At 56.5% G+C, this 25,785-nt stretch carries 18 protein-coding genes; 11 read left to right on the top strand and 7 right to left on the bottom strand.

Annotated features, from left to right (window positions below; all coding sequences use genetic code 11):
• Positions 1-106: 106 nt before the first annotated feature.
• From JI62_RS08630 to JI62_RS08620, 3 genes are all read left to right on the top strand, one after another.
• Positions 107-730, top strand: a complete 624-nt coding sequence (locus JI62_RS08630; protein ID WP_088699772.1) for a CDP-alcohol phosphatidyltransferase family protein — start codon at positions 107-109, stop codon at positions 728-730.
• A 168-nt stretch (positions 731-898) separates the two neighbouring features.
• The gene (locus tag JI62_RS08625) at positions 899-9,496 is read left to right on the top strand and encodes a GH36-type glycosyl hydrolase domain-containing protein (protein WP_088699771.1); all 8,598 of its coding nucleotides are present in this window, start codon (positions 899-901) and stop codon (positions 9,494-9,496) included.
• A gap of 141 nt (positions 9,497-9,637) precedes the next feature.
• Positions 9,638-9,958, top strand: coding sequence for a hypothetical protein (locus JI62_RS08620; protein WP_088699770.1), 321 nt, complete (start codon positions 9,638-9,640; stop codon positions 9,956-9,958).
• Positions 9,959-10,052: 94 nt separating this feature from the next.
• Here JI62_RS08620 and JI62_RS08615 read toward each other — a convergent pair whose 3' ends face one another.
• On the bottom strand, positions 10,053-10,382 hold the full coding sequence (locus JI62_RS08615) for a hypothetical protein (protein WP_088699769.1): 330 nt from the start codon (positions 10,380-10,382) through the stop codon (positions 10,053-10,055).
• 220 nt (positions 10,383-10,602) lie between these two features.
• On the opposite strand from JI62_RS08615, the gene sstT reads away from it, so the two are divergent.
• A complete protein-coding gene (gene sstT, locus JI62_RS08610; protein WP_088699768.1) occupies positions 10,603-11,826 on the top strand; it encodes a serine/threonine transporter SstT in 1,224 nt (407 codons plus the stop codon).
• Positions 11,827-11,895: 69 nt separating this feature from the next.
• Here the strand turns inward: sstT and JI62_RS08605 are convergent, their stop codons facing one another.
• A complete protein-coding gene (locus JI62_RS08605) occupies positions 11,896-13,200 on the bottom strand; it encodes an MFS transporter (protein WP_088699767.1) in 1,305 nt (434 codons plus the stop codon).
• A gap of 129 nt (positions 13,201-13,329) precedes the next feature.
• Between JI62_RS08605 and JI62_RS08600 the strand changes: the two genes are divergently transcribed.
• The 6 genes from JI62_RS08600 (at position 13,330) to JI62_RS08575 (ending at position 18,014) form a co-directional block, all read left to right on the top strand.
• Positions 13,330-13,860, top strand: a complete 531-nt coding sequence (locus tag JI62_RS08600; protein WP_088699766.1) for a helix-turn-helix domain-containing protein — start codon at positions 13,330-13,332, stop codon at positions 13,858-13,860.
• Complete coding sequence (locus tag JI62_RS08595) at positions 13,857-14,597, top strand: AzlC family ABC transporter permease (RefSeq protein WP_088699765.1); 741 nt, start codon at positions 13,857-13,859, stop codon at positions 14,595-14,597. The genes JI62_RS08600 and JI62_RS08595 overlap by 4 nt, the downstream gene beginning before the upstream one ends.
• Positions 14,594-14,929, top strand: coding sequence for an AzlD domain-containing protein (locus JI62_RS08590; RefSeq protein ID WP_088699764.1), 336 nt, complete (start codon positions 14,594-14,596; stop codon positions 14,927-14,929). Before JI62_RS08595 ends, JI62_RS08590 begins: the two co-directional genes overlap by 4 nt.
• 72 nt (positions 14,930-15,001) lie before the next feature.
• Entirely contained in the window at positions 15,002-15,982 is a 981-nt protein-coding gene (locus JI62_RS08585) for an ABC transporter substrate-binding protein (protein WP_240513183.1), read from the top strand.
• Positions 15,976-16,980 carry a FecCD family ABC transporter permease gene (locus JI62_RS08580; protein ID WP_088699763.1) on the top strand — a complete coding sequence of 335 codons (1,005 nt, stop codon included), beginning with the start codon at positions 15,976-15,978 and terminating at the stop codon, positions 16,978-16,980. The genes JI62_RS08585 and JI62_RS08580 overlap by 7 nt, the downstream gene beginning before the upstream one ends.
• Positions 16,977-18,014 (top strand): FecCD family ABC transporter permease, encoded by a 1,038-nt coding sequence (locus tag JI62_RS08575; RefSeq protein WP_088699762.1) that lies wholly within the window; start codon positions 16,977-16,979, stop codon positions 18,012-18,014. Before JI62_RS08580 ends, JI62_RS08575 begins: the two co-directional genes overlap by 4 nt.
• A gap of 69 nt (positions 18,015-18,083) precedes the next feature.
• On the opposite strand, the gene JI62_RS08570 is transcribed toward JI62_RS08575, so the two are convergent.
• Positions 18,084-20,225, bottom strand: a complete 2,142-nt coding sequence (locus JI62_RS08570) for a TonB-dependent receptor (protein WP_088699761.1) — start codon at positions 20,223-20,225, stop codon at positions 18,084-18,086.
• A 280-nt stretch (positions 20,226-20,505) separates the two neighbouring features.
• On the opposite strand from JI62_RS08570, the gene JI62_RS08565 reads away from it, so the two are divergent.
• Positions 20,506-21,339: an ABC transporter ATP-binding protein gene (locus JI62_RS08565; RefSeq protein ID WP_088699760.1), complete on the top strand. Its 834-nt coding sequence runs from the start codon at positions 20,506-20,508 to the stop codon at positions 21,337-21,339.
• Between the two features lie 22 nt (positions 21,340-21,361).
• On the opposite strand, the gene JI62_RS08560 is transcribed toward JI62_RS08565, so the two are convergent.
• The 4 genes from JI62_RS08560 to JI62_RS08545 form a co-directional block, all read right to left on the bottom strand.
• Positions 21,362-21,784, bottom strand: coding sequence for a type II toxin-antitoxin system VapC family toxin (locus JI62_RS08560; RefSeq protein ID WP_088699759.1), 423 nt, complete (start codon positions 21,782-21,784; stop codon positions 21,362-21,364).
• Positions 21,781-22,023, bottom strand: a complete 243-nt coding sequence (locus tag JI62_RS08555; RefSeq protein ID WP_088699758.1) for a FitA-like ribbon-helix-helix domain-containing protein — start codon at positions 22,021-22,023, stop codon at positions 21,781-21,783. Before JI62_RS08555 ends, JI62_RS08560 begins: the two co-directional genes overlap by 4 nt.
• Before the next feature lie 87 nt (positions 22,024-22,110).
• Complete coding sequence (locus JI62_RS08550; RefSeq protein ID WP_088699757.1) at positions 22,111-23,454, bottom strand: serine hydrolase domain-containing protein; 1,344 nt, start codon at positions 23,452-23,454, stop codon at positions 22,111-22,113.
• 168 nt (positions 23,455-23,622) lie between these two features.
• Complete coding sequence (locus JI62_RS08545) at positions 23,623-25,686, bottom strand: TonB-dependent siderophore receptor (RefSeq protein ID WP_088699756.1); 2,064 nt, start codon at positions 25,684-25,686, stop codon at positions 23,623-23,625.
• Between the last annotated feature and the right edge of the window lie 99 nt (positions 25,687-25,785).

Below are 25,785 nucleotides of genomic sequence, written 5' to 3'. Positions count from 1 at the left end.
TTTAGTTTAACTATGCGGTAATGCTAACGGTGACATCAGCGTATGAACTACGTAAGTTGTCGGTATTATTAACGTAGACTTTCCTATACCTGTTGAGGAGAAACGTGTGCTTGACCGCTGGACAATGCCGCTTACCCAGCGCCCCTTGAGACGCATCGCAAAGACGTTACTGAATAAGCACATCACCCCCGATCAAGTGACACTTAGCGCTTTTGTATTGGGTATAACGGCCCTGCCTCTGCTGGCATGGGAGCAGTACGGATTCGCCCTGCTGGTAATTGTGCTTAACCGTCTGGGCGACGGTGTTGATGGCGCCTTGGCACGTTTAGCCGGGCGCTCAAGCGACGCAGGCGGGTTTCTGGATATTGGGCTCGATTTTGTTTTCTATGCCGCAGTGGTGCTGGGTTTCGCATTGGCGAATCCCAGCCAGAACGCCCTCGCCGCTGCGCTGCTGCTATTTGCCTTTATCGGTACAGGCACCTCGTTTCTAGCCTTTGCCATTGCCGCCAAGCAGCAAGCCATAGAGCGCGCTCACTTTCCCAACAAAGCGTTCTACTATTTAGAGGGGTTAACCGAAGGCACCGAAACCGTGCTGGCACTAGTGGTATTTTGCTTATTCCCTGAACACTTTCCCATTTTGGCTATACTCTTCTCTATTGCCTGCCTTATCACTACGGCAACCCGGCTGTGGGGAGGATACTGGACACTGCGCAGGCATGAAGCAGGCTAGATGCTCGAGGTGGCATCACTGTCTTAACGTTACCCAAGTAGCTCATATAGCCTGCATAAGCGCAGTGAAAAAGCGCAATGTGCGCTAGCGCACGGACGCAACCTCACATCACGACCATTGTTCTGGTAAGGAAGCATCGTTGGTGCGCCGAGGTGCACTCTTACCAGGATGGAATCTGTGAAACAACTTCTCCGTTTTGTGCGTCCGCACCCTACGTTTGCAGCGCCGTGGAACTCCACTGCCCCCGTCAGGGAAGAGCTCTTCAGCGCAGAGCGACTTGAACAGCACGCAGGAAGCTTGGCGCTTAACCAAGCAGTGACCAGCACGCCACCCAAAGTAGTATCGTTAACAAGACGGCTCAACGATAACGCGCGCGCCCTGTTGGACGTTTACCGCGCCAGCGCCACAGCGCTGGCAGGTGGGCGAGAAATTGTGCCTGCTGCCGCTTGGCTGCTCGATAATTACCACCTAATTGAAGCGCAAATTCGTGAGATACGCAGCGACCTTCCCCCTGGGTATTACCGTCAGCTACCGAAGTTAGCCAACGGGCCTTTTGCAGGCTACCCGCGGGTATTCGGGATCGCCTGGGCCTTTGTGGCGCATACCGACAGCCATGTCGACCTGGATAATTTGCAGAACTTTATCACCGCTTATCAGCGCGTTCAGCCATTGACCATAGGCGAGCTCTGGGCGGTGGCGATCACGCTACGTATTGTGCTGATCGAGAACCTGCGACGCCTTGCCGACCAAATTATCAGCGAACAAACCGCAAGGGACGAAGCCGATGCATTGGCCGCTAAATGGCTAACGCCCACCGACCGGCAAACCTCCCTGGAACGTCATACCTTTCACCTGGAAACCAGCACGCTCAATATTCATAAAGGGCCATTAGCAGAGCCCTTCACCGCGCAGCTCGCTAAGCGGCTACGCGGCTTAGACCCCCGCTGTAGCCCGCTGGTAGGCTGGCTAGATGAGCAGATTGGCCAGCAGGGTGAAAGTATTGACGACATGGTTCAGCACGCCCAGCAGCGCCAAGGCGCCGCCAACGTTACCGTGCGCAATATCATCACCAGCATGCGTTTCGTCTCCAGCATCGACTGGGCCGAGCTGTTTGAGAGCGTTAGTTTGGTAGATAGGCGGTTACGCCAGCAGAGCCACTTCAGCCAGCTCGATTTCCCCACCCGCAATCAGTATCGCAGCGCCATAGAACAACTCGCTCGTGGCTCCCGTTTCAGCGAGCTTGAGGTAGTCGAAGCGGCGCTCTCACTCTCCCAACAGGCGGGGGTCGCCACCAGCGACCCGGTCGAAGCTGCACGCCGGGGAGACGCTGGCTACTTCTTGGTGGGCTCAGGGCGGATAACCCTTGAGCGGCAGATACGCTTTACCCCCTCCTCACGCCAATGGCTGCGCCGGACACTCATTCATCACGGCATTCGCAGCTATATCGTACTGATGGGCGTAGTGACGCTGAGCCTGATGACGCTGGCCGGCGGGCTGCTGCTTTCGTTGCCGCTGGCGATGGGCGACGTACCGCTACCCTGGCTAATACTACTAGGGGCGTTCGGCTTCCTGCCCATTATGGAAGTCGCGACGCTGATCGTGAACCGCCTGATTATCTACGCTATCGACGCTCAGCCGCTGCCAGGGCTCGACCTTGCCAAAGGCGTTCCGCCTCAGTTAAGAACCCTGGTGGCGGTGCCTACGCTGCTGACCAGCGAAGAAGAACTGCGCGAACAGATTGAGCATCTTGAAGTGCACCACTTATCCAGCGGTGAGGGGGCGCTTGGCTATGCGCTGCTGCTTGACGGCGTGGATTCCCCCCAAGCGGAACTCCCCCATGAGACAGCGCTGTTAACGGCTGCCCAAGCAGCAGTGGAGCAGTTAAATAAGCGTTATTGTCCTCTCGCCCTCGATAGCGATAAACGCTTCTTTCTGCTCCATAGGCGGCGGGTATTTAACGCCAGCGAGAATACCTGGATGGGATGGGAGCGTAAGCGGGGCAAGCTACACGAGCTAAACCGCCTGCTACGTGGCGCCACGGACACCACCTTTATTGAGCCGCCGCCGCTGCCCAGTGACGTGCGCTACGTCATCACTCTGGATGCCGACACTCGCCTGCCTCGGGGCGCAGCCAGCCGGTTGATCGGTAAAATGGCGCATCCGTTAAACCAGCCACGACTGGATCAACAACTACGCCGAGTCGTGGAGGGGTACGCGATATTGCAGCCTCGCGTTACTCCGTCGCTGCCCACGGGGGGCGAAGGCTCCATCTACCAGCGGCTATTCTCCGCGCCAGGGGGCATCGACCCTTACGCCGTCGCTATTTCAGATCTCTATCAGGATCTGGTCGGTGAAGGCTCGTTCGCCGGTAAAGGTATTTACGCGATCGATGCCTTTGAAGCCTCGCTGGCTGGCCGGGTGCCCGACAACAGCCTGCTCAGCCACGATCTGTTCGAGGGTGTGTTTGCCCGTGCGGGACTCGCCTCCGATATCGAAGTGATTGAAGACTTCCCAGCCCGCTATGACGTAGCCGCCAAGCGCCAGCACCGCTGGACACGCGGAGATTGGCAACTGCTCCCTTGGCTAATCGCCCCGGCGCTGCCGCTCACTGGTCGCCTAAAAATGCTCGGCAACCTGCGCCGCTCGGTAACGCCACCATTAGTGCTGGCAAGCCTTGCGGTTAGCTGGCAGTTGCCGCTGAGCATGGCGATCACCAGTACACTGCTACTACTGGCCGTTGTCGGGGCACCGGTGTTGCTTTCCCTAACGGCCTCATTCATTCCCTTCCGGGCGTGGTCTAGACTACGCCACCACTACCACCTTTGGTTTGACGAGCTAAAGCTGGGTAGCGCACAAATGCTGCTCCTGATCCTGTTTTTACCTGATCAGGCGTGGCGCATGCTGGATGCCATCGCCAGAACGCTCGTCCGCGTGCTGGTCACCCACCGGCGTCTACTGGAGTGGACATCTGCCGCCCAGTCGATGAAAAGCCCGCCGCTGACGGTTATGGGGTTCTATCAGCGCATGGCTCCCGGCACCGCACTAGGGCTAGCGGTGGTGATCAGTGCGCTCTGGACAGCCAGCCACACATGGCCCCTCACACTGCCCATGGCGCTGCTTTGGCTAGCCGCACCCGCAGTGGCATCCTGGTTAAGCAGCAGCACAAGCGTCGTTGTCCAACCCACTATTTCGGAAGAAGAAGCCCTTGAGCTAAGGGTTATTGCCCGGCGAACCTGGCGCTTTTTCGAAACTTTCGTGACCGCCACCGATCACCGCCTGCCGCCGGATAACTTTCAGGAGGATCCTCAGCCCGTCCTCGCCCAGCGCACCTCGCCGACCAATATGGGGCTCTATCTACTCTCAACAGTCGCCGCGCGGGATTTCGGTTGGATGGGCACCCATGAGACGCTTGAGCGACTCGAAACAACCCTGGGCGTAATGCTGGGGCTACCCCGCTACCGAGGGCACTTCTATAACTGGTACGCCACCCACGACCTGCGCCCGCTGAACCCCCGCTATGTGTCTACGGTGGATAGCGGCAATCTTGCAGGGCACCTTATCGCGATCGCCAATGCCTGCGAAACCTGGCAGACGGCAGGCTATTTAGCTGACCCACGCGAAGGTATTGCTGACACCCTAAACCTGGCCCGTCAGACACTTAAGCAAGCATCCACGTTGTCGGAAAAGTTCACCGTTCAGCTTAGCGTGCAGTTAGAAGCCATAGACGCCCAGTTGAAAGGCAACGTGATGTCGCCGGTATGCTTGGCAAATATCGCCGCATTGACGGATAGCACATTAACGCTGGCGCGTACTCCACTCAACGAGCATAGCGACCCATACAGCGAAGACCTGCTGTTTTGGTTGCAGGCCCTGCACGCCTCAGTGACGCAACACGGCCATGACCGGGAAACCCAGCCTAACTTTGAAGCGGGTGCACTCGCCCTACGCCTGCAACAGCTTGCAGACTCTGCGCGACGCCTGGCACTGGGTATGGATTTCGCTTTTCTACTCGATAGCGAGCGCCAGCTGTTGTCGATTGGCTATTCGCTGGATGACCACTGCCTGGATACCAGTTGCTACGACCTACTGGCCTCCGAGGCGCGCCTGGCTAGCCTGTTTGCGATTGCCAAAGGTGATATTCCCACCCGCCACTGGTTCAAACTCGGTCGTGCTGCCACCCCGGTCACCTTTGGCTCAGCGTTGATCTCCTGGTCGGGGTCGATGTTTGAATACCTGATGCCGTCGCTGGTGATGCGCGCCCCTGGAGGCAGCCTGCTCGAGCAAACCAACCGTCTAGTGGTTAAGCGTCAAGAAACCTACGCCGCCCAGCTCTCCGCTCCTTGGGGTATTTCCGAATCCGCTTATAACGCCCGTGATCGGGAGTTCACCTATCAATACTCTAATTTTGGGGTACCGGGGTTGGGACTCAAACGCGGGCTCTCTGCTGATCTAGTAATCGCGCCCTACGCCACCGGGTTAGCCGCCATGGTTGACCCCAGCAGCGCCTGCCGTAATTTCAAACGCTTGGCGGAGATGGGCGCATTAGGCCGCTATGGCTTTTATGAAGCGCTCGATTTCACCCGTTCACGGCTACCCACCGGAGAGAAAGTAGTGATTGTGCGTAGCTTTATGGCCCACCACCAGGGCATGACTATCGCGGCCATCGCTAATACCCTCCACCACGGCCAGATGCGCGCCCGTTTTCACCGCGAACCGATGATTCAAGCCAGCGAACTGCTGCTTCAAGAGCGGGTTCCGCGTAACGTGGCGATAGCCCACCCCCGCGCTGAAGAGGTGAAGTCAAACGCGAGTCAAATGATTAACGAAGCACAAACCATTCGCCGCGTTTCTACGGCGGCCAGTGGCCCACCCGTTACCCATTTACTCTCCAACGGCTGCTACTCGGTAATGCTAACGGCCACCGGCGGTGGTTACAGCAGATGGCGCAACGTCGCCATTAGCCGCTGGCAGCCGGACGCTACTCGCGACCACTTAGGCAGCTTTATTTTTCTGCGCGATGCCAAGCACCCCGGCGTGTGGACAGCCACCGGGCAAACGGCTGCGCACCCAGTTGGCGCTCTGGATGAACATAGCCATGCGCTATTTGCTGAGGATTATGCTCGCTACAGCCATCGTCATGACGACATCACCAGCCATTTGGAGGTGCTGGTTTCCGGCGAAGACGACAGCGAAGTTCGCCACCTTTCGCTCACTAACAGCGGTCGTCACGCACGGGACATCACGATCACCTCCTATCTAGAATTAGTATTGACCGCTCCCAGTGCCGACAATGCGCACCCTGCGTTTGCCAAAATGTTTGTGGTCACCGAGTATCTGGAGGCCTTCAACGCCTTGATCGCCACAAGGCGGCGGCGCTCACCCGATGAAGAGCAGGTGTGGGCGGCTCACTTTGCGGTGGTAGAGGGTCACACCGTGGGCGAGCTGGAGTTCGAGACTGACCGGGCCCGGTTTTTAGGCCGCGGCCGAAGTACGCTGCACGCCTCAGCACTGGCAGAGGGTCAGCACCTTTCGGGCAGTGTGGGCAGCGTACTGGATCCTATTTTTGCACTGCGCTACTGCCTGCGCGTGGCCCCAGGTAAAGCCGCCCGCATCGCTTACTGGACAGTGGTCGCCTCCTCCCGTGAGGCGCTAATGGATCTAATTGATAAACACCACGACCGCAGCGCCTTTGAGCGCGCCAAACCCCTCGCCTGGACACAAGCCCAGGTACAGCTTCGCCATTTGGGCATTCAGCCTGAAGAGGCCGCCGACTTTCAGCGGTTAGCTGCGCCCATTCTTTACCCCGATGCCCGCTTTAGAGCGTCCTCCGAGGCCATTGTGCGGGGTGCCGGGCCGCAGTCGCGGCTCTGGCAACACGGCATTTCCGGTGACCTACCGATTATCCTGCTGCGCATCGATAGCATTGATGACATTTGTCAGGTACGCCAACTGCTGCGCGCCCATGAATATTGGCGCATGAAGCGGCTGGGCGTGGACGTGGTGATTATCAATGAGCGCTCCTCCTCCTATATTCAGGATCTGCAGCAGGCCATTGAAACAGCGGTGCTTAGCAGCCAAACACAGCCTCGTCTTAAAAAAGATTTCGCTCAGGGCGCCGTGATTGCATTGCGTGCCGACCTCATAAGTCTTGAAGTACGTATGCAGCTTCAGTCGATCGCCTGCGTTGCATTAATGGCCCATCGCGGCAGCATAGCTAACCAACTGGCTCTGACGCTGCCCACACGCCTCGCCACAACATCGCCCCAAGCGTTGGTCAAACGTCCCCTGCCCAGGCACACCCCGCACAATGCCAACGAAACGCCACTCCCAGCGCTTGAGTTTTTTAATGGCCTGGGCGGCTTTGCTCAGAAAGGACGTGAGTACGTGACGACGCTTGAGGCGGGGAGCTCAACGCCCGCGCCGTGGATCAACGTGGTCGCCAACGCTGGCTTCGGCTTTCAGGTATCAGCAGAAGGCGCGGGCTATGTATGGGCGGATAACAGCCGCGAAAACCAGCTGACGGCCTGGTCAAACGACCCCGTAATGGATCCCAGCGGCGATGTGATCTATGTTCGCGATGATGAGACGATGGCGCTCTTCACCGCGACTGCCCACCCTTTACGGGATCACGGCCGCTACTTGGCACGACACGGCTTTGGCTATAGCCAATTCGAGCATCAAGCGGATGGGATTGCCCTGGAGCTGCTGCACTTCGTGCCATTAGAAGACCCGCTTAGGATTTCGCGGCTACGCCTTAGCAATCACTCCGGTCGGCCACGCAAGCTCTCCGTGACGGCTTATGCCGAATGGGTGCTGGGCACGTCGCGCAGCGGTTCAGCACCTTTTCTAATCTCGCACCCAGATGCCAACAGCGGCGCGCTGCTGGTAGAGAATCCCTGGAACATAAATTTCCCTGGCCGGGTAGCGTTTCTGGATATCGGCACCCAGCCAACCTCCTGGACGGCTGACCGCTGCGAATTTATCGGCCACGGCGGCAGCCTGGGGTCGCCCGCGGGGCTGCGCAGCCAGGCGCCGCTTTCCGGCACCCACGGTGCGGGGTTGGATCCTTGCGCCGCGCTAAACCGCAGCGTAACGCTAGGGGCAGGTGAAAGCGTCGATATCGTTGTATTGATGGGGCAAAGCAGTTCAACCGCTGAGGCCAAATCGCTGATCGCGCGCTATCGCCAGGCAGACATTGACGCGGAGCTCGCGCTGGTCACTGCGCACTGGCAAACGCAGCTTAACGCGATACAAGTTTCCACCCCTGACCGCGCCATGGACATCATGCTCAACGGCTGGCTGATGTACCAAACCATTGCCTGCAGAATTACCGCACGTTCCGGATTCTACCAGGCCAGCGGCGCCTATGGCTTCCGCGACCAGTTGCAGGATGGCATGGCGTTAACCTTCACCAGCCCCGAAACCACTCGCCAACACCTGCTCCGCGCCGCCTCACGCCAGTTTGTCGAAGGCGATGTCCAGCACTGGTGGCTGCCCCACTCCGGCCAGGGGGTGCGTACGCGTATTTCCGATGACCGGGTCTGGCTGGCCTATGCCTGCGCCCGCTATATTGCCACTTCCCACGACACCGCCGTGCTCGACGAGCCGGTGAGTTTTCTGGAAGGTGCCGAATTAGCGCCTGAAGAGCACGACTGCTTTTTCCAACCGATGATTGCTGGGGAAACCGCCTCGCTATTTGAGCACTGCGCCCGCGGCTTGGATCAGAGCATTGAGCTAACCGGCGAGCACGGCTTGCCGTTGATCGGTGGCGGCGATTGGAACGATGGCATGAACCGCGTTGGCGAAGCAGGCGAAGGCGAAAGCGTGTGGCTAGGGTGGCTGCTGGTGCATACCCTGGAGCTGTTTCTACCCTATGCTCAGCAACGCGAAAAACAAGCGCCTTCAGCCACTCCACGCGCCGAGCGTTGGCGCGCCCATATCACTGCGCTGCGTATTGCGCTGGAAAGCAACGCCTGGGACGGCCAGTGGTACCGACGGGCAACCTTCGATGACGGCAGTTGGCTGGGCAGCAGAGAGAGCGACGCCTGCCAAATTGATTCGATTGCCCAGACCTGGGCGGTACTCTCAGGGGCAGCAGACTCCCACCGCGCAGCCCTCGCCATGGCATCAATGGAACGCGAGCTGGTTAGGCACGATGAGCAGCTTGCGCTACTGTTCTGGCCCCCCTTCGATCAGCCCCAGCGCGACCCTGGCTATATCGGCGGCTACCCACCCGGTATGCGCGAGAACGGTGGCCAATATAGCCATGCCGCAATGTGGGCAATTCTCGCCTTTGCCAAGCTCGGCGAGGGCAGTAAAGCGCATAGGCTTTTTGCGCTACTCAACCCGATCAATCATGCCCGTACCGCCGAGGAGGTCGCTCGTTATCACGTCGAACCCTACGTGGTGGCCGCGGATGTCTATTCGGTTGCGCCTCATACCGGACGCGGCGGCTGGACATGGTACACAGGCTCAGCGGGCTGGATGTACCGCGCCGGGGTGGAGGGCATTCTGGGCATTCGCCGAGAAGGTGGCTGGTTGGTGCTAGCCCCCTGCCTTCCCCAGGATTGGCCAGGCTATAGCGCAACGCTGAACATTGCCAACACCCGCTATACGGTTAAGGTCATCACCGCCAATGAGTCGCCCAGCGCCCAGCTTGATGGCCGAATACTCACCCGCCAGCAAGGTGAAGTGCGCATTCCGCTGGATGGCAAACAGCATCATCTAGAGGTATTTATCAAGCAAACTACAGCCACGGAGCAATAACCTTTGCCACAGCCTTTTTCGCATTTGCTTCTCACTCACGACTATATTAAGCTCAGTTTCGTACAACACACGTACAACTCAAATGCAGGCGGTTATCTCAAGTTAACCGTCGAACCATTAGCAATCACACGGAGCCGTGATATGCATAGTGAAACGTCAAACGACCTTTCCCAGGCGGGCCTTCACATCGCCATTCAAGACATCAAGGATGAGCTATTCGACACCCCCGAGTGCGACTACGCCATTGCCCAACTGCTTACCCGCTGGGGCCAGGCTGAAAAAGCCGATCAAGTGCTGGATGAGATGTTGATGAAGTGGGGCACTTCCCCTGAAGTGCTTGCTTTAACACAGCGCGGATATACGGAGATGGTTGGCAGCAGTGAGCTATCTGCGGATAACGACGAAACCATCCGCAAACCGCAAAAAACCACTCCCGCTGCTCTCGACGTCGTGGCGGCTTGACCTAAAAGCTAGATCGCCAAGGCAACAAGCATCATTTGCTAATGCCCCTGCCCGCGAATGAGGCAGGGGCATTTTTATTGCATGAATACAGACATTAATCCAAGTGATCCAGCGTGACGATGATGTCTTGTGTTGAGACATCCACGTTCCAGAAGGTATAACTGTCCTCATCCTCATCAACTAAGCGAATATCGAAATAGGGGTTGGTATAGCCCGTTAGCGTGACTCGCTGGGTGTCGCCGTTCATTAAGACATCGTTGCCCAGCACGTCCTCTTCCCAGCTTTTCGAATTCCCGGGGCTCACGTACATATAGTAGATGGTGTAACCCGTTCGGTTGGTGATATCCACATAGTAGTCAGCAGCCATCGCCAGCGATGAAGCACATAGTGCAATAAGCGCAATTAACAACGTTCTGATTCGCATTGGAAAGTTCCCTGCATTTTTTTAGAAGCAAACAGCAAGTTGCGGGCTAAGTGATAGATGATTATTCACACTCAACGGCGGGCGCAGTATATAGCCTGCGCGTTTTTTTACCCAGTCGCCCGCGTCATGCCTGTAGCTGATAGAATACCGCCCCTTTCAGGCGCGTTAGCGGCTAAACGCCGCTACGCCCCCCCCCCTTTTACTACCTGAGAGTTGCGCAATGATCGCCACCGCCCGCACCGTTTTCCAGCCACTTATTCGACTGGGCCTTATCCCGCAGATTTTAATCGGTATCGTTGCCGGGGTGGCGCTCGCCCTGTTTGCGCCAAACATTGCAAGCAACGTGGCCCTGCTTGGTCAGCTCTTTATCGCCGCTTTGCAGGCGGTGGCGCCCATTTTGGTGTTTGTACTGGTAGCCGCAGCGATCTCAGCTCATCAGAAAGGCCAACCCACCCACATTCGCCCCGTGCTGGTGCTCTATGTGGTAGGTACACTGATCGCCGCGCTGATTGCGGTGGCAGCCAGCTTCCTGTTTCCCACGGAGCTTACGTTAGATTTGGGGCAAGTTGACGGCAACCCGCCCGGGGATATTTTTAGCGTTCTACGCGACCTGCTGTTGAATGCGGTGGCTAACCCGGTTAGTGCACTCATGGAGGCTAACTTTATCGCTATTTTGGCCTGGGCTATCGGCCTTGGTTTGACCCTGCGTCAAGCCAGCGATACCACCCGCCAAGCATTGAGCGATTTATCTGCAGCGATCACCCGCATTGTGACACTGGTGATTCGTTTAGCGCCGCTGGGTATCTTTGGTTTGGTGGCAGGCACGCTGGCAGAATCCGGCGTTGCGGCGTTGCTCAACTACGCCCAACTGCTGGGTGTGATTTTGGGCTGCATGCTGTTTGTCGCGCTAGTGAGCAACCCGCTGCTGGTTTACTTCACCACCCGGCAAAACCCTTATCCCCTGGTATTTACGTGCCTGCGCGGCAGTGCGATTACCGCCTTTTTCACCCGTAGCTCGGCAGCGAATATCCCGGTGAACCTGGAGCTATGCCGCCGCCTAAAGCTCGACCCTGACACCTACTCCATTTCCATTCCGCTGGGCGCGACGATCAATATGTGCGGTGCGGCCATTACTATTACGGTAATTACTCTGGCAACCACTCATACGCTGGGCATTAGCGTCGACTTTCCCACGGCGCTGCTACTTTGTGTGGTTTCAGCGCTGGCGGCCTGCGGCGTTTCAGGCGTGGCGGGCGGCTCACTGATGCTGATTCCCATGGCCGCCAACCTGTTCGGTATTCCCACGGAAGTGGCCATGCAGGCGGTGGCGATTGGCTTTGTGATCAGCGTGGTACAGGACTCCACCGAAACCGCCCTCAACTCCTCTACCGATGTGCTGTTCACCGCTGCTGCTTGCCAGTCGCAAGAGGCGAAGCGCGCTTAAGCACTCACCCAGGGGAGTGGCTGCTTATCAAAGCCGCTCCCCAGTACTTTTACCTAGTACTTTCCCACATTAACGAGTGGATGTTTTAACAAGCCCCGCCAAACGCTCCCGTTCATCCTCTTCATAGAAACTCGGGTCATCGAATAAGTCGCGCTGAGTATCATCGAAGATCATTTCCAACACCTCTGCACTACTTTGCACCATCGGCTCAAAGTGTGCGGTATGCGTGACCACTGCCCTAATGCGGCGGCGGCGATACAGCGCGTAGATACCTAGCAAAGTGAACACGCAAGCAATATAGAGCGGCAAGCCATGACCTCCCACTGCGCTCATCAGTGACCCCGCCGCTATCGGCGCCACGGCGCAGCCCGCCCCGTGCATTACCAGCATATCCGCCGAGCCGGAGACAATTTCATCCGGCCGGAGCTGGTCAATCAACTGCGCTACCGCCAGCGGGTAGAGGGAAAACGCCAAACCGCCCCAGATAAAATAGAGCCCCAGCAGCACCTCGTGGCTGGGTGCAAAGGGCATGGCCGCTGCGATTAAGGCCGCGAGCAGCACCACCCAGATCATGACCTTAGGGCGGTCGTGTTTATCAGAGAAGCGCCCAATGGGAATCTGCAGCAGCGCGCCGCCAATAATCGCCACGCTCATCAACAGCCCGACCCCACCAATATCAAACCCCAATTGAGTGGCGTACACCGGGGTCATCGACCAGAACGCGCCCATAGCAAGACCCGACAACGCGGCGGAAGCCACCGCCAATGGCGCAAAGCCTAACAATGCACGCAGGCTACTTTTGGGCCGCTCAGGTATTTTGGGCTGCACGCGACGGGTCATGGTGATGGGTAGCAGCGCCCAACTGATCAAAATAGCGATCACCACAAAGAGTAAAAATCCGTCAGGTGAAGAGAGACGCAGGAGCTGCTGGGCCAGTGCTAAAGCGCCTAGGTTAACCACCATGTATACCGCAAAAATACGCCCCCGCTCATGGCTGGCGGCTTGGCTATTCAGCCAGCTCTCAATCACGGTCACCAAGGTGATAAACGAAAGCCCATAGATCACCCGCAACGGTAGCCATACCCAGGGGGTGATAAACACCAGGTGCAGCAGCGCCACCGATGCACAAATAGAGGCACAGAAGCCAAAGGTACGGATATGCCCCATGCGCCGAATTAAGCGTCCGCTAACCCAGGTACCGCAGATAAAGCCGACAAAGTAGCCGGACATAATCATCCCCAGCACCGCGCTGGAGAAGCCCTCCCCCGTTCCACGCAGGGTTAGCAGCGTATTCAACAAACCGTTGCCTAGCAGCAGTAACGCCACGCTGTATAGGATCGATTTAACCGGTTTGAGCATTGCCAATGAACGCATTGCGCTTCCTCGCAGCAGCCAACCTAAAGGTCATGCATAAAGAGTGCCACTGGAAGCGCTTGTCACAATCATTGACAGGCTAACGTTCTTTATATAGAACGTTCTATAAAAGGAACGCGAGATAAAAAGATGGATAAGCTTTCACTCAATACCCTAGGCCAACACCTTCAAGCACTTCGCCTTGAGCGGGGCCGGTCGCTGTCGCAGTTGGCCAATGAGGCGGGGATTGCCAAATCCAACCTGTGTCGCCTTGAACAGGGCAACGGCAACCCGACCCTGGATACCATTTGGCGGCTGGCGGTGCAGCTCAATGTGCCCTTCGGCACCCTGGTAGCGCCAATCAACGTGCCGCTGGGTGAAGATGGCGTACAGGTGCGCTTAATCGACCAAGGCAAGGACTCCCCTCAGGTGGACGCCTACTGGATGCGCTGCGCGCCGCATACGCTGCGCCATGCTGAAGCTCATACAAGCGGCACCCGTGAATCGCTTACGCTAATTAGCGGTTGGCTGGAAGCGGGGCCAGAGGGCGCCACAACGCAACTCACACCCGGCGACACAGTGACCTTCCCCGCCGACCAGCCACACCTTTACCGCACCCAAGCAGCGGAGGCCACGTTAATGATGACCATCACCTACGGTGCAGAAGGCCAAACACCATGAGCCAAGCTGCCAGCCACTCTCCACTGCGTAGCGCGCTACAGGGCGTGCGCGAAGCTATCCCGCTACTGGGCGGCTACATTCCGGTGGCGCTGTCATTTGGCTTAGTCGCCACCCAGGCAGGCTTTAGCACGCTGGAGGCCACGGCTATTTCAGCGCTGATTTACGCCGGGGCCTCGCAGTTTCTGTTTGTCGGTATGATTGCCACCGGCGCACCACTGTGGTTGGTGGTGGCGATGACGCTGCTGATTAACATCCGCCATGTGGTGTACGGCCCTAACCTGGCGGCGTTACTGCCGCGCAGCCGCCATTGGCCCTGGTTAATGCACGGCCTCACCGACCAGGTGTTTGCACTGGCCCTAACCCGGCTGCCCCAACTGCCTGAGGTAAAGCGTTTTAGCTGGTTTTTGGGCGCATCACTGCTGGCCTGGGGCGCCTGGATAATTGGCACCGCGGTGGGCGCTACCGCCGGTGAGGCCTTTACCGCCCGCTGGCCGCTGCTGGGTGAAATTATGCCCTTCGCGCTGCCCGCGCTGTTTTTGACCATGGTAGCGCCACGCTTTACCGACAAGCGTTGGGCAGTCGCCATGGGCTGCACCATTTTAGCGGCGCTGTGTTTAACGCTGGTCGGCTGGAGCAACGTGGCGATTCCCCTAGCCGCCGCCTGCGGCGCGCTGTGCTTCTACTCCACGCAGTTCTATACGCAAAGATTCGCCACCAACAGGAGGCGTGAATCATGAGCACGGCACTTTGGATAGCGGTCGCGGTTTCTGCCATTGGCACGTTGCTGATGCGGGTAGTGCCGTTTTTATGGATGCAGCGCCGCCTCAACAGCGAAAGCGGCCTTAATAACATGCCCCAGTGGCTGGGTATTCTCGGCCCGCTGATGATTGCCGCCGTGCTGGGGGTGTCCATTGTGCCGGTTAACCCAAGCGCTATTTCCTGGATCGCCACCGCCATCGGGCTTTCCGTCACACTGCTGATGTGGTCGCGGGTACGCTCACTGGGCTGGCCGGTCGCGGCTGGCGTCGCGGTATTTGGGATGGTGGAGGTCGCGGCCTTCATTTGGTAATGCTTTGCATTAGCTTTTACGTCATGCCATCATCCTGGCTCTTAAATCCGAGCCAATCGTAAAGTGACATTAATGTTAAAAGCACACACCCATCGCAAGCAGGTTTTTATGAGTGTGTTGCTGTTAACCCTGGCGGCGCTAATGCCCTTAATGGCAGCCGCTAACACGCCGAGCAGCCCCCCGGAACCGCCACGCATTGTGACGCTTTACCAGGGGGCGACCGACAGCGCCGTCGCCCTTGGACTGACGCCTATTGGCGTCGTCGATTCCTGGCTGGAAAAACCCATGTACCGCTATCTGCGCGATGCGCTTGATAGCGTCGAGCATGTGGGGCTGGAAACCCAACCCAATCTGGAAAAGATCGCCTGGCTTAATCCAGACCTAGTGATTGCCAGCGACTTTCGCCATGCGCGAATAGCACCGCTATTGAATGCTATTGCCCCCACTGTATCTGCCCCGACAGTGTTTAACTTCCAAACCACGCTCACCATGGTGGCTAATGCCACTGGCCGCGAAGCGCAGGCGAATGAGCTGCTTGAGCAATGGGATGATCGTGTCGCCGACTTTCGTCAGCAGATTGCCACCCGGCTAGGCAGCGAGTGGCCGCAAAAAGTGGCCGTGGTGCGGTTTAAAAGCGACCACGTGCGTATCTATACCAGCGGCTTTGCGGGCTCAATTCTTGATGAACTGGGCTTTGCTCAGCCGGATACACTGCAAAGCCAGAGTTGGGGAATGAAGCTTTCCAGTACTGAAAACATTCCGGTGCTGGATGCCGATGCCCTCTTTATTCTGCTTGAGCCCGATGACCCCGCTATTGCAGATAATTACCAGCACTGGGCCTCACACCCACTCTGGCAACAGCTGTCAGCGGTACAAAGCGGACGCGTATTTGAAGTGGAGCCAGTCAGTTGGATGATGGGTGGTGGCATACTGGCGGCCAACGCCATGCTGGATGATCTGTATAGTCACTATGGGCTGTTGCAACCCGAAGCGGCGCCGCATAGGGCTTGCCTGCCTCACGCCAGCGGCCGTGGGGAGACTACTTCATGCTAAACAGTGTTGCCGCAAAAAGTATTGGCCTTTTCATCGGCGCGCTGCTGGCGCTGGGCGCCTTTTTCGCCAGCGTGATGTTAGGCACAACGGATATCCCCCTCTTCGCTCTGTTCGGTTCGTTAGCCCATTACGACCCTACCAACATCGCCCACATCATTTTTTTAACTGAGCGCTTACCCCGTGCGGTAATTGCCGCTCTGGTGGGCGCCAGCTTAGCGATTGCCGGCGCACTGATGCAGACCATGACGCGCAACCCGCTGGCGTCGCCGGGCATTTTAGGCATTAACGCCGGCGCGATGTTTTTTGTCGTGGTCGCAGTTTCGCTATTGCCGCTGCACACGCCCGCGCACTACGTATGGGCCGCGCTATTGGGGGCACTCGTTGCGGCCATACTGGTGGTGGTGCTTAGCCGCGGCCGCCACGGTGAGCTCTCCCCTCTGCGGGTCGTGCTGGCAGGAGTAGCAGTGACGGCAATGTTTGTGTCGTTCAGCCAAGGGCTACTGGTCATTGACCAGCAAAGTTTTGAAAGCGTGCTTTACTGGCTGGCGGGCTCAGTGTCGGGCCGCGATCTTTCATTGGTAGCGCCCTTACTGCCGCTTTTTGGTGGAGCACTGCTGCTCAGCGCACTGCTGATACGCCACGCTAACGCACTATTACTAGGCGATGACATGGTCACTGGACTCGGCATGCAGGCCACCACCATCAAGCTACTACTAGGACTGATTGTGATTGTGCTAGCAGGTAGCTCCGTGGCGCTGGCGGGCATGATCGGTTTTGTCGGCCTGATTGTGCCCCACATGGCACGGGGAATATTTGGCATCGACCACCGCTGGCTGCTGCCTGCCTGCGCTCTGCTGGGTGCCTGTTTGCTGCTGCTGGCCGATCTGGGCTCGCGCTTTTTAATGCCACCCCAGGAGATCCCGGTCGGTGTGATGACCGCGCTGATCGGCACGCCCTTCTTTATCTATCTGGCACGACGCAAGATGGCTGGCCAATGAGAACAAACGCTACGTTAACCCTCCATAGCGCAGCAAATAGTGACAGTAAACGCTTACTGCGAAGCCTGATGATGCTAAGTCTTTTATTGCTAGCAAGCGCCGGACTGTCGCTCTGTTTAGGCAGTTTTCCCACGCCGCCTCTGCAGGTGCTAAACACGCTTGCAGCCCCACAGAGTAGCGATATCGCCTTTATTATTTGGGAGCTTCGGCTGCCCCGCATTACGCTAGCGATACTGGTTGGCGCCGCCCTGGCAATAGCGGGGGCGATTCTGCAAAGCATTGTGCGTAACCCGCTGGCCTCCCCGGATGTGATCGGCATTACCAGCGGTGCGGCGCTGGCGGCGGTGGTGTTCTTAGCGCTATTGAGTTCCACCCTTAGCATTCACTGGCTGCCCGTTGCGGCCATGCTGGGGGCGCTGGTTTCGGCACTGCTGGTGGTTAGCCTGGCCTGGAAAAACGGTATTAGCCCATCGCGCATGGTACTGGTCGGCATTGGCCTGGCGGCGGCCATGGGCGCTGGCACCACCCTGTTAATCGTGATCAGCGATGACACTGCCGCCATGACCGCCTATGTATGGCTAACCGGCAGCCTTTACGCGGCGCAATGGGACGATGTGTGGGGACTATTGCCGTGGTTAGTCGTCGCGGTGCCTATCAGCCTACTCTTCGCCCGCCATGCGGATGCCATGGCCCTGGGTGATAGCGTTGCCGAAGGGCTTGGAGTGGCGATTCTTCGCAGCCGGTTAGCATTGCTGGCCTGCAGCGTGGCGCTGGCAGGCGCCGCGGTGGCGTTTGCCGGTGGCTTAAGCTTTGTGGGATTAATTGCGCCCCACTTGGCGGCCAAGCTGGTGGGGCGCAACATGGCTCGCCTGGTGCCTACATCAGCGTTGGTTGGCGCCTTGATTGTGCTTTACGCCGATCTGCTGGGCCGGGTAGCGTTTTTGCCCAAAGATTTACCTGCGGGCATCTTTGTTGCCGGGATAGGCGCACCCTTCTTCGTTTATTTACTGCATAGATCGCGAGCTCGCTTTTAGCGCGAATTGACGAAAAAAGCGGCGCCCCAGAGGCGCCGCACAACAGTCACGAGCATAGAAAGCGGCTGATTAGAAATCCAGACGATAACCCAGCGTTAAGGTGCGGCCTCGCCCGGCAAAGTAGCGCTCATCATTCACTAGAGCGCTTTGCGAGTAATATGTGACGTACTGCTCATCAAGTAGGTTGGATACCCCTACATTGACCTGACCAACGGGTAGTTGGTAACCCACGGCAGCATCCATCAACAGATAGCCATCAAACTCGCGGTTGGCTTCATCGAAGGTTTTATCAAAGGCGTAGTTGGCCTGAACAAAGGTAGAGAGTTCATCTGACCAATTAGCTGACCAACTGGCCGTCAGGCGATCTGGAGAGACATCCAACCCCGATAGCTTGGCATCTAAGTTACCGTCGTCGTTGCTATCGTAACGCCCTTCCATACGCGAGTAGGCCAAGCGTCCGGAGTGCTGATCGTTAAACTGATAATCCACCGATGCTTCGAAGCCTTTGATCTCGGTCTCCTGGCGCTGCATGTAGAAGACATCATCAACCTCCGTAAGGCGGCTGCCGAAATCGGAAGATGATTCGTAATAGCTAAGTTCAGCCGCCAGACGCCCGTTCTCAAAACGCACCCCGGTCTCGATATTATCGGTAACGATGGGGCTCAGATTTTCGATGCTGTTGACGGATTGATTCGGCGTACTGATCCCTCTCAATGCACGCCCCACATCGGGAATGGAAAACCCTTCAGCGTAATTGGCAAATAGGCTCCAGTGGTCGACCGGCTTCCACACGGCACCAAGGTTATAGAGCGTTTCATTGAAACTGGGGTCGCCACCCTCGACAGTAACACCATTGTTGGCCGCTACCGTCTGGTAACTGTTGATATCGAGCTTGGCATACTCATAGCGCGCGCCAGCGGAAAGCAGTAGCGACTCTACCGGGCGCAGGTCAACCTGCACAAAGGGTGACAGGTCGGTGTATTCGGTGGGCGGCACGTAGGTGCGGTCACTTTGATACAGGTACTGTTCGGTTTCATCGAACAGGGTATCGAAACCCAGGGTCATTTTCAGACGCTCATCCCACAGATCATCCTTGGTTAGCGAGACCTTGGTACCAAACTTGCTGGTGGCTGCCATGGTCTGGTCATAGAAAGTTCCTACAGGGGCAATGGCAGGATCCTGGAAGGTAGCGGAATTGGTCGCTCCAAACAGCGCCTCGTAATCCTGGTAGAAAGCCAGTGCACTCAAATGCATGCCTGCAAGATCATAGTGGTCGTAGCTGAGCCCCGTCGTCCACACCCGGTTGTAAGGCGCATCTCCTTCCGGCGTGCCGCGCTCGGACGTCGTGACTACTCCATTGGCACGATCACCCGTTACGCTTACATAGTTGTTGTGCCCCTCAATATTGTAGTGATTGAGCGAAAACTGCAGGCGCTGATTGTCATCCAACCAGTAAGCCAGCTTGCCCAGAATATCGAAAGAGCGCGCATCCATGAGATCGCCCTGGGTGTTATCCACCCCGACCGCGTTTCCATTGCCATCCAAGAACAGCCCTTGATCCTCATAACTGGCCGAGAACAGGTAATCCACATCACCGCTGTTACCACTCACGCCGTAGCTGGTTTTATAGCTCAGCGTATCGCCATCAAGCTCGCTGGTGGGCGTGGTTATCTGCGCTTCCACGTGCTGATTAAATGAGCCTGGCTCGGGGCGCTTGGTAATCAGGTTGATGACCCCACCCGCCGCGCCAACGCCATTAGTGGCGTTGGCGCCCTGTATCACTTCGATCTGCTCGACCATTGAAAAATCAATGGCATGAGCTTCACGGCCGGTGGGGCGCAGCGGGTTTGACTGGGGAATCCCGTCAATTAGGATCAACGGCGTACGCCCACGCAACGTCTCACCGCTGCCGCTCATTTTCTGGCGGCTGGGCGAATATGACGGCAACAGGTTGCTCAAAATTTGTGAAGAGTCGCTGGTAATTTGCAACTGCTGATTAATCTCTTCCTCACTAATGATCCGCACTGTTTGAGGCGAATCTTCTTTTGTTGCATTAGTCCGCGAGGCGGTCACCACGACTGTTTGATTTGAGTCACCTCGGCCACTTTGCGCCTCGTTGGTTGCCGTTTCCTGAGCGTGCCCCTGTGTGGCTGCGATTAATCCCACAAGCGTCACCGTAGGCCAAAATACCTGGCGTTTCTTAGTGTACATCTAGTTTTTATCCCCTGCTTTTGAGTGAACCTTACCGTGAAAACGTAATCTACATCTAAATAATAATGATTATTTTATGCATATAAGCCACAAAGGTCTACTCAAGCGGAACGCACAGTTCAGGATAACGACACTCATTCTCCCCTCTCTTACCCCCTATTTCCTCTAGAGCCGACGCTTAAAGCAGTGGCAATTGGTTGCTGAGCAATGCCAAGTATTGAAAATGAGAATATTTTGGCTTACGGTTCTGCCTGCTTTAACAACCCCAATGAGCACATTCATGACCCACCCTTCTCATCAACCACCTCGCTTGACGGGCGAAGCCCTGCACGCGGGCTATGACACTCGACGTGTACTGGATGGTGTCGACATTGCAATTGAGGAAGGCAAGCTCACGGTGCTCTTGGGGCCCAATGGCAGTGGCAAGTCGACGCTGCTAAAAACGCTGGCGCGCACGCTCACGCCTAGTGGCGGGCATGTGTATTTGGACGGCAAGGATATCCATCGCAGCAAAACGCGAGAGGTCGCCAAGCGTCTGGGAATTCTGCCCCAAGGCCCGGTAGCGCCTGAGGGGCTGAGCGTAAAGCAGTTGGTGGGAATGGGGCGTTTTCCGCATCAGGGGTTATGGCAGAAAAATGCTCAGCAGGACGCAGAAGCTATTCGTGAGGCCATGGCTTATACCCGCGTGACGGAGTTTGCCCAGCGCAACGTCGATGCGCTCTCCGGCGGCCAGCGCCAGCGCTGCTGGATTGCCATGGTGCTAGCGCAACAAACCGACCTGATTCTGCTTGATGAGCCCACTACCTTTCTGGATCTGAAGGTACAGGTGGATTTGTTGGAGCTACTTTCGCGCCTGGCCCATGATAAAGGCCGCACTCTGCTACTGGTGCTCCACGACCTCAACCTGGCCGCCGCCTACGCTGATCAGTTGGTGATGATGTGCGATGGTCGTATCGTCACCAGCGGCGCGCCTGGCGAAGTCTTTACCACGACCAATCTCAAGCGCGTGTTTGACCTTGATGCCCATGTCATCCATGACCCTGAAAGCGGCAGCCCGATTTGCGTACCACGTAAACGTTGCCAATCCATTACTGAATCGGATGTGGTTGTTTAGCAACGCTGCGTATTGGGAGACGCTACTCGACCTGCCAGGGGGTGATAATAGGGATGTCTAAATATTTGAAATCTTTCACATTGCGGGTAGCAAGCTGGGCGTGGTGCTGCTGACAAATGGCGGCGATTTGAGCATCAGCAGAATGCACTACCCGGCCGGAACGCTCGCTGTCGGCAACTAAAGTTGCATAATAGGCAGCGGCTACTTCATCAAAAGGTAAAATACGTTCGGTAAAGTCTTCCTCAAACATCTCGGCGGCTAGCTGTGCAAAGCGCTGCTTACGCTTGCCATCAGGCAAACGTTCAATGCCGTAAAGAATTTCGGCCCCGGTAATAGCGGTTATCGTGACGCCGAGAGGCTCCTCAGCATTAAGCCAATTAACTACCCTCATATTGGGCGCAGGGCGCATCAATTCCGACAATATGTTGGTGTCAAGAATAATCACGACTCAAAGTCCGCGGCTCTTGGTTTTTCCTGACGTTTTGGCAACGCTAATTCCAATTCGCCCTCAGCGGCAAAACGCTGATGAATGCGACTTCCCAACCCACCCTGTTGTGGCTTTACTAACGCCTTGCGAAGAATAAGCCGTACCTCTTCTTCCATAGAGTGCCCATGGCTCGCCGCTTGAACGCGGAGCTGCGCTTTGAGTTCATCATCCAAATTACGCACCGTTATAGTTGCCATTTGCACACCCTCCTCATTGCTAACACTGACATCATTGACTGCAATGATAGCACATGATGAAAATATGGAACGGTGGGCAGCTCTGACCTAAGGGGCTTTCTCCAACAAATACTCAGCCACTGCTTGATAAGCTGGGAGCGAGGTGGGGTCGTTGGCGGCATTGCCTGCCACCGGGTGTGATGCAAAGCGCACTATTACCATCTCCGCGGTGGGGTCGATGTATATCGTTTGCCCATGCACACCGCGGGCAGCGAATGCACCATGGTCGTTATGCAGCGACCACCACATGCCACGGTAACTGCCGCCAGGTAAATAGCGGTAACCTGCAGCGGCAAACGCTTGCCTGTCACCCCCTTGACGAATACGTTCTATCGCCGCAGCAGGAAACAGCCGTTCTCCGTCAACAACACCCTCACTCAGCACCAACTGCCCTACTCTGGCCATATCCCGCAGGCCTGCACTTAAACCACCACCAGCAAACGGTGTACCGATGGAGTCAACGGTAAAGTAGCCATCCTGCTCGGCGCCTATGCGTTGCCAAATTCGCGACGAGAGTAACGACGTCACCGACTCGCCCGTGGTGCGCGCAATTACCCAACCGAGTGCATCGGTATTGATGGTTTTATAGCCAAACACCTGACCATGCTCACCTTCCGGCTGTACGGTGGCTAAATACTCATAGTACGTGCGTGGCCCAGAGTAGCCTTCTGGCTTGGGGAGCGGGCTTGCCGCGGCGTTATAAGCCCAGATCTCCGCATTGGGGTCGCTGTAATCTTCGCTATAGGCAAGGCCTGTGGTCATTTCTAGCAACTGCTGCACGGTGGCATTGCCAAAAGCGCTATTGACAAGTTCTGGCAATATGTCGCCGACGAGCGCCTGCTCATCCAACGCTCCTTCCGCTACCAGTATTTCCCCCAACAGACCGGTCATCGACTTAGTCACCGACATTGCCCCGTGCTGGCCCGCTTCATCTAAACAGCCAGCGTAGTACTCATACACCACTTGCCCCTGATGAAGAATCAGCAGGCCATCAGTGTAATTCTCGTTCAGCGACGCCTGCCACGACATGGGTTCACTACCGTCAAGGGGTGTAAACATCACACCGTTGATGGCGTCATCCAGCGCATAGGTGAGCGGTGAAGGTGATCCCAACCCACGACTTACCTGTTTAGTGGGCAGCAATTCGCGGAAGTGGCACACCGTCCAGCGCATTTTAGGAAAGCTAAAGTAATTGGAGTCAGGTTGGCCAATTACCCGTCCAGAAACAGGCGGAAATCCCTGCATCCAACCCAAACGGTTGGGATCTGACTCCTCGGCGCTTAACATGCCACTGTCATGTGTATGCGCGACGGCGGAGGAAGCCCAACCAACTAGTATCGCGTGCAGCGCAAGCGGAAAAACACTGTTAAATCGACGGATTAAACGTGGCATAACTGACTCCTGAGTTAGCTGTTCTGCATAGAAGAAGAGCAGTCAGCGTCCTCAGTATAGCTAGAAACACACGATACCGTACCTAGATATACCTCAAGCCCCTAAGACATAACCCAGATGCGCAAACGCCCGACCTGTATGGCCGGGCGCTGTGGTTTGCAATGGGCTTTACCAACTATATTTCACGCTGCCAATCACACTGCGGGATTCTCCGTAGTAGCACCAGTATTCACAGCTGGCCACGTACTCTTTATCGGTAAGGTTGTTGACGTTGACCTGGGCCTGCCAACCGTCAGCAAACTCATAGCCCACCATGGCATCGACCAGGGTGTAGCTATCCACTGCCGTGTTGTCGGCGACGCTGGTATCAACGGTGCTGCCCACATAACGCACACCCCCACCCAGGGTCACACCGTTTAACGCGCCGCCGGTGAAGGCGTAATCCAACCATGTAGAAGCTTGGTGGCGCGGGATTAACGGCGCACGCTCATCGCCTTCCAGGCGGGCATCGGTGTAGGTGTAAGCCGCGGTGACTTTTAACGCATCGGTAATATAACCCACCCCTTCCAGCTCAAAACCTTGAGAGGTTCGCTTGCCCTCTTGTACCTGGAAGCCTGCTGGGGAGGTGACTAGAGTATTGGTCTCTTCCAGATCAAAAACTGCCGCCGTTACATAGCCATCCCAGTCGAACGGCGCCAATTTAGCGCCTATTTCCCACTGACGACCTTCACGGGGATCATACAGGTCGCCTGCATCATCAACTCGACCCACTGGGTCAAATGACTCAGTGTAGCTAACGTAAGGATTAACGCCGTTTTCACCCAGGTACATCGCGCCACCTGACCAAGACACTTGGTCGTCATCTGAGCGCTGAGTGGTTCCTGCGGTTTGATTACGGTTATCTGTTTCCGCTTGGTCGTAGCGTACGCCGCCCAGTAGTACCCAGCGGTCATCGATACGCAGCTGGTTTTGGGCATACAGGCCGGTCTGCTCTTTATCGATTTCCCGCGTTAGCAGATCTTCTTCCGCAATCGGCGTAAAGTTTCCGTAGGTTGGGTTAAAAATATCAATCGGTTCGCCGAACGCATAGTTATCCCCTTCCTGGCCGCGCAGGCTCAAGTTTTGATAATCAACCCCCAGCAGCAGCGTATTCTCGGTGCGATCACCGTACCAAGTACCCACCATGCGGTTATCAATCGTCCAGCTATCAATGGAACCATCGCGATAAACCAATCCACGGGATGCGCGTCGCTCATCAATCATGGAAAGTGCGTAGGTACTGCGCAGCTCTAAGTCCAGTTCGCTATAGCGCAGGTCTTGCTCAAACGACCAGGTATCGTTAATTGCATGGCGAAGCTCATAACCTATCCCCCACTGAGTGCGTTTATCCCGATCGTATCCAGGCTCGCTCAAGTTGGTCTGTGGGTCTATGTGGCCAAAAGGGGTGTTTTCCACAGTGCCATAGGGCAGCTTAAAGCCATTAACGGGAACGCCATCATCTTTTTGCACGCTGGCTAAAAAGGTAACGCTAGTGTCTTCACTAAGATCAACCGCCAGGCTCGGCGCAAAGTAGTAGCGCTCGTTATCCGTGGCGTTTAAATCGCCGTCGCGCTCTTTGTATAATCCCACCAGGCGATAGCGCACATCGTCCGACTCTCCCAGCGGCCCGCTAGTATCAATACCGACTTGGCGGTGGTTGCGGTTACCAAGCTGTAAATTAACCTCCCCTTGAGGCGTCTCAGTCGGACGCTTGCTCACCGCATTGATCAAGCCCCCAGGAGGTGCTTCACCATAAAGAATCGATGAAGGCCCTTTAAATACCTCGATACGCTCCAGACCATAAGGCTCGGGTAGCCACTGATAAAACCCTTCGCGGTAGATTCGCAGGCCATCTTGGTAAGTCGATTGATCAAAACCGCGCACCTTGAACCAATCGGTATTGTTATCGCTACCGTAATGTCCCGATAGCACGCCCGCGCGATAGCGGAACGTTTCATCTAGCTGTTGGACGTTACGCGTTTCCAGCTCTTCACGGTCAACGCTTGAGACTGGGCGTGGCGTCTCTACCAGCGGGGTATCCACTTTCAAAGCCGTGGCCGTGACCACCACAGTATCGTTGGACGTAGACGTTTCTTGAGCATAGGCAGATGTGCAGAAGAGCGCCGCGGTGACGGGAATGAGCGCGGCGATTGAGCGCGCCAAGGGGCGACGAGCAAACGGCAGACGAGGCATGGTGTGGTCTCAGTTAGATTTAGGAGCAAAGTGGAAGCAGAGCAATAAGCATCATGATAATCGTTGTTATTAGTATTCATGATAGCGCTTTTAAATAGC

Origin of the sequence: Halomonas campaniensis, from assembly GCF_002211105.1 — a bacterium.
Classification (GTDB): domain Bacteria; phylum Pseudomonadota; class Gammaproteobacteria; order Pseudomonadales; family Halomonadaceae; genus Vreelandella; species Vreelandella campaniensis_A.
This window is presented reverse-complemented; position numbering and strand designations above follow the sequence as displayed.

What these genes read in the sequence shown, in the direction of transcription:
- JI62_RS08625 (WP_088699771.1), top strand. Translation starts at nt 899, where the DNA reads ATGGAATCTGTGAAACAACTTCTCCGTTTTGTGCGTCCGCACCCTACG.
- JI62_RS08620 (WP_088699770.1), top strand. Translation starts at nt 9,638, where the DNA reads ATGCATAGTGAAACGTCAAACGACCTTTCCCAGGCGGGCCTTCACATC.
- JI62_RS08615 (WP_088699769.1), bottom strand. Translation starts at nt 10,382, where the DNA reads ATGCGAATCAGAACGTTGTTAATTGCGCTTATTGCACTATGTGCTTCA.
- sstT (WP_088699768.1), top strand. Translation starts at nt 10,603, where the DNA reads ATGATCGCCACCGCCCGCACCGTTTTCCAGCCACTTATTCGACTGGGC.
- JI62_RS08605 (WP_088699767.1), bottom strand. Translation starts at nt 13,200, where the DNA reads ATGCGTTCATTGGCAATGCTCAAACCGGTTAAATCGATCCTATACAGC.
- JI62_RS08600 (WP_088699766.1), top strand. Translation starts at nt 13,330, where the DNA reads ATGGATAAGCTTTCACTCAATACCCTAGGCCAACACCTTCAAGCACTT.
- JI62_RS08595 (WP_088699765.1), top strand. Translation starts at nt 13,857, where the DNA reads ATGAGCCAAGCTGCCAGCCACTCTCCACTGCGTAGCGCGCTACAGGGC.
- JI62_RS08590 (WP_088699764.1), top strand. Translation starts at nt 14,594, where the DNA reads ATGAGCACGGCACTTTGGATAGCGGTCGCGGTTTCTGCCATTGGCACG.
- JI62_RS08585 (WP_240513183.1), top strand. Translation starts at nt 15,002, where the DNA reads ATGTTAAAAGCACACACCCATCGCAAGCAGGTTTTTATGAGTGTGTTG.
- JI62_RS08580 (WP_088699763.1), top strand. Translation starts at nt 15,976, where the DNA reads ATGCTAAACAGTGTTGCCGCAAAAAGTATTGGCCTTTTCATCGGCGCG.
- JI62_RS08575 (WP_088699762.1), top strand. Translation starts at nt 16,977, where the DNA reads ATGAGAACAAACGCTACGTTAACCCTCCATAGCGCAGCAAATAGTGAC.
- JI62_RS08570 (WP_088699761.1), bottom strand. Translation starts at nt 20,225, where the DNA reads ATGTACACTAAGAAACGCCAGGTATTTTGGCCTACGGTGACGCTTGTG.
- JI62_RS08565 (WP_088699760.1), top strand. Translation starts at nt 20,506, where the DNA reads ATGACCCACCCTTCTCATCAACCACCTCGCTTGACGGGCGAAGCCCTG.
- JI62_RS08555 (WP_088699758.1), bottom strand. Translation starts at nt 22,023, where the DNA reads ATGGCAACTATAACGGTGCGTAATTTGGATGATGAACTCAAAGCGCAG.
- JI62_RS08550 (WP_088699757.1), bottom strand. Translation starts at nt 23,454, where the DNA reads ATGCCACGTTTAATCCGTCGATTTAACAGTGTTTTTCCGCTTGCGCTG.
- JI62_RS08545 (WP_088699756.1), bottom strand. Translation starts at nt 25,686, where the DNA reads ATGCCTCGTCTGCCGTTTGCTCGTCGCCCCTTGGCGCGCTCAATCGCC.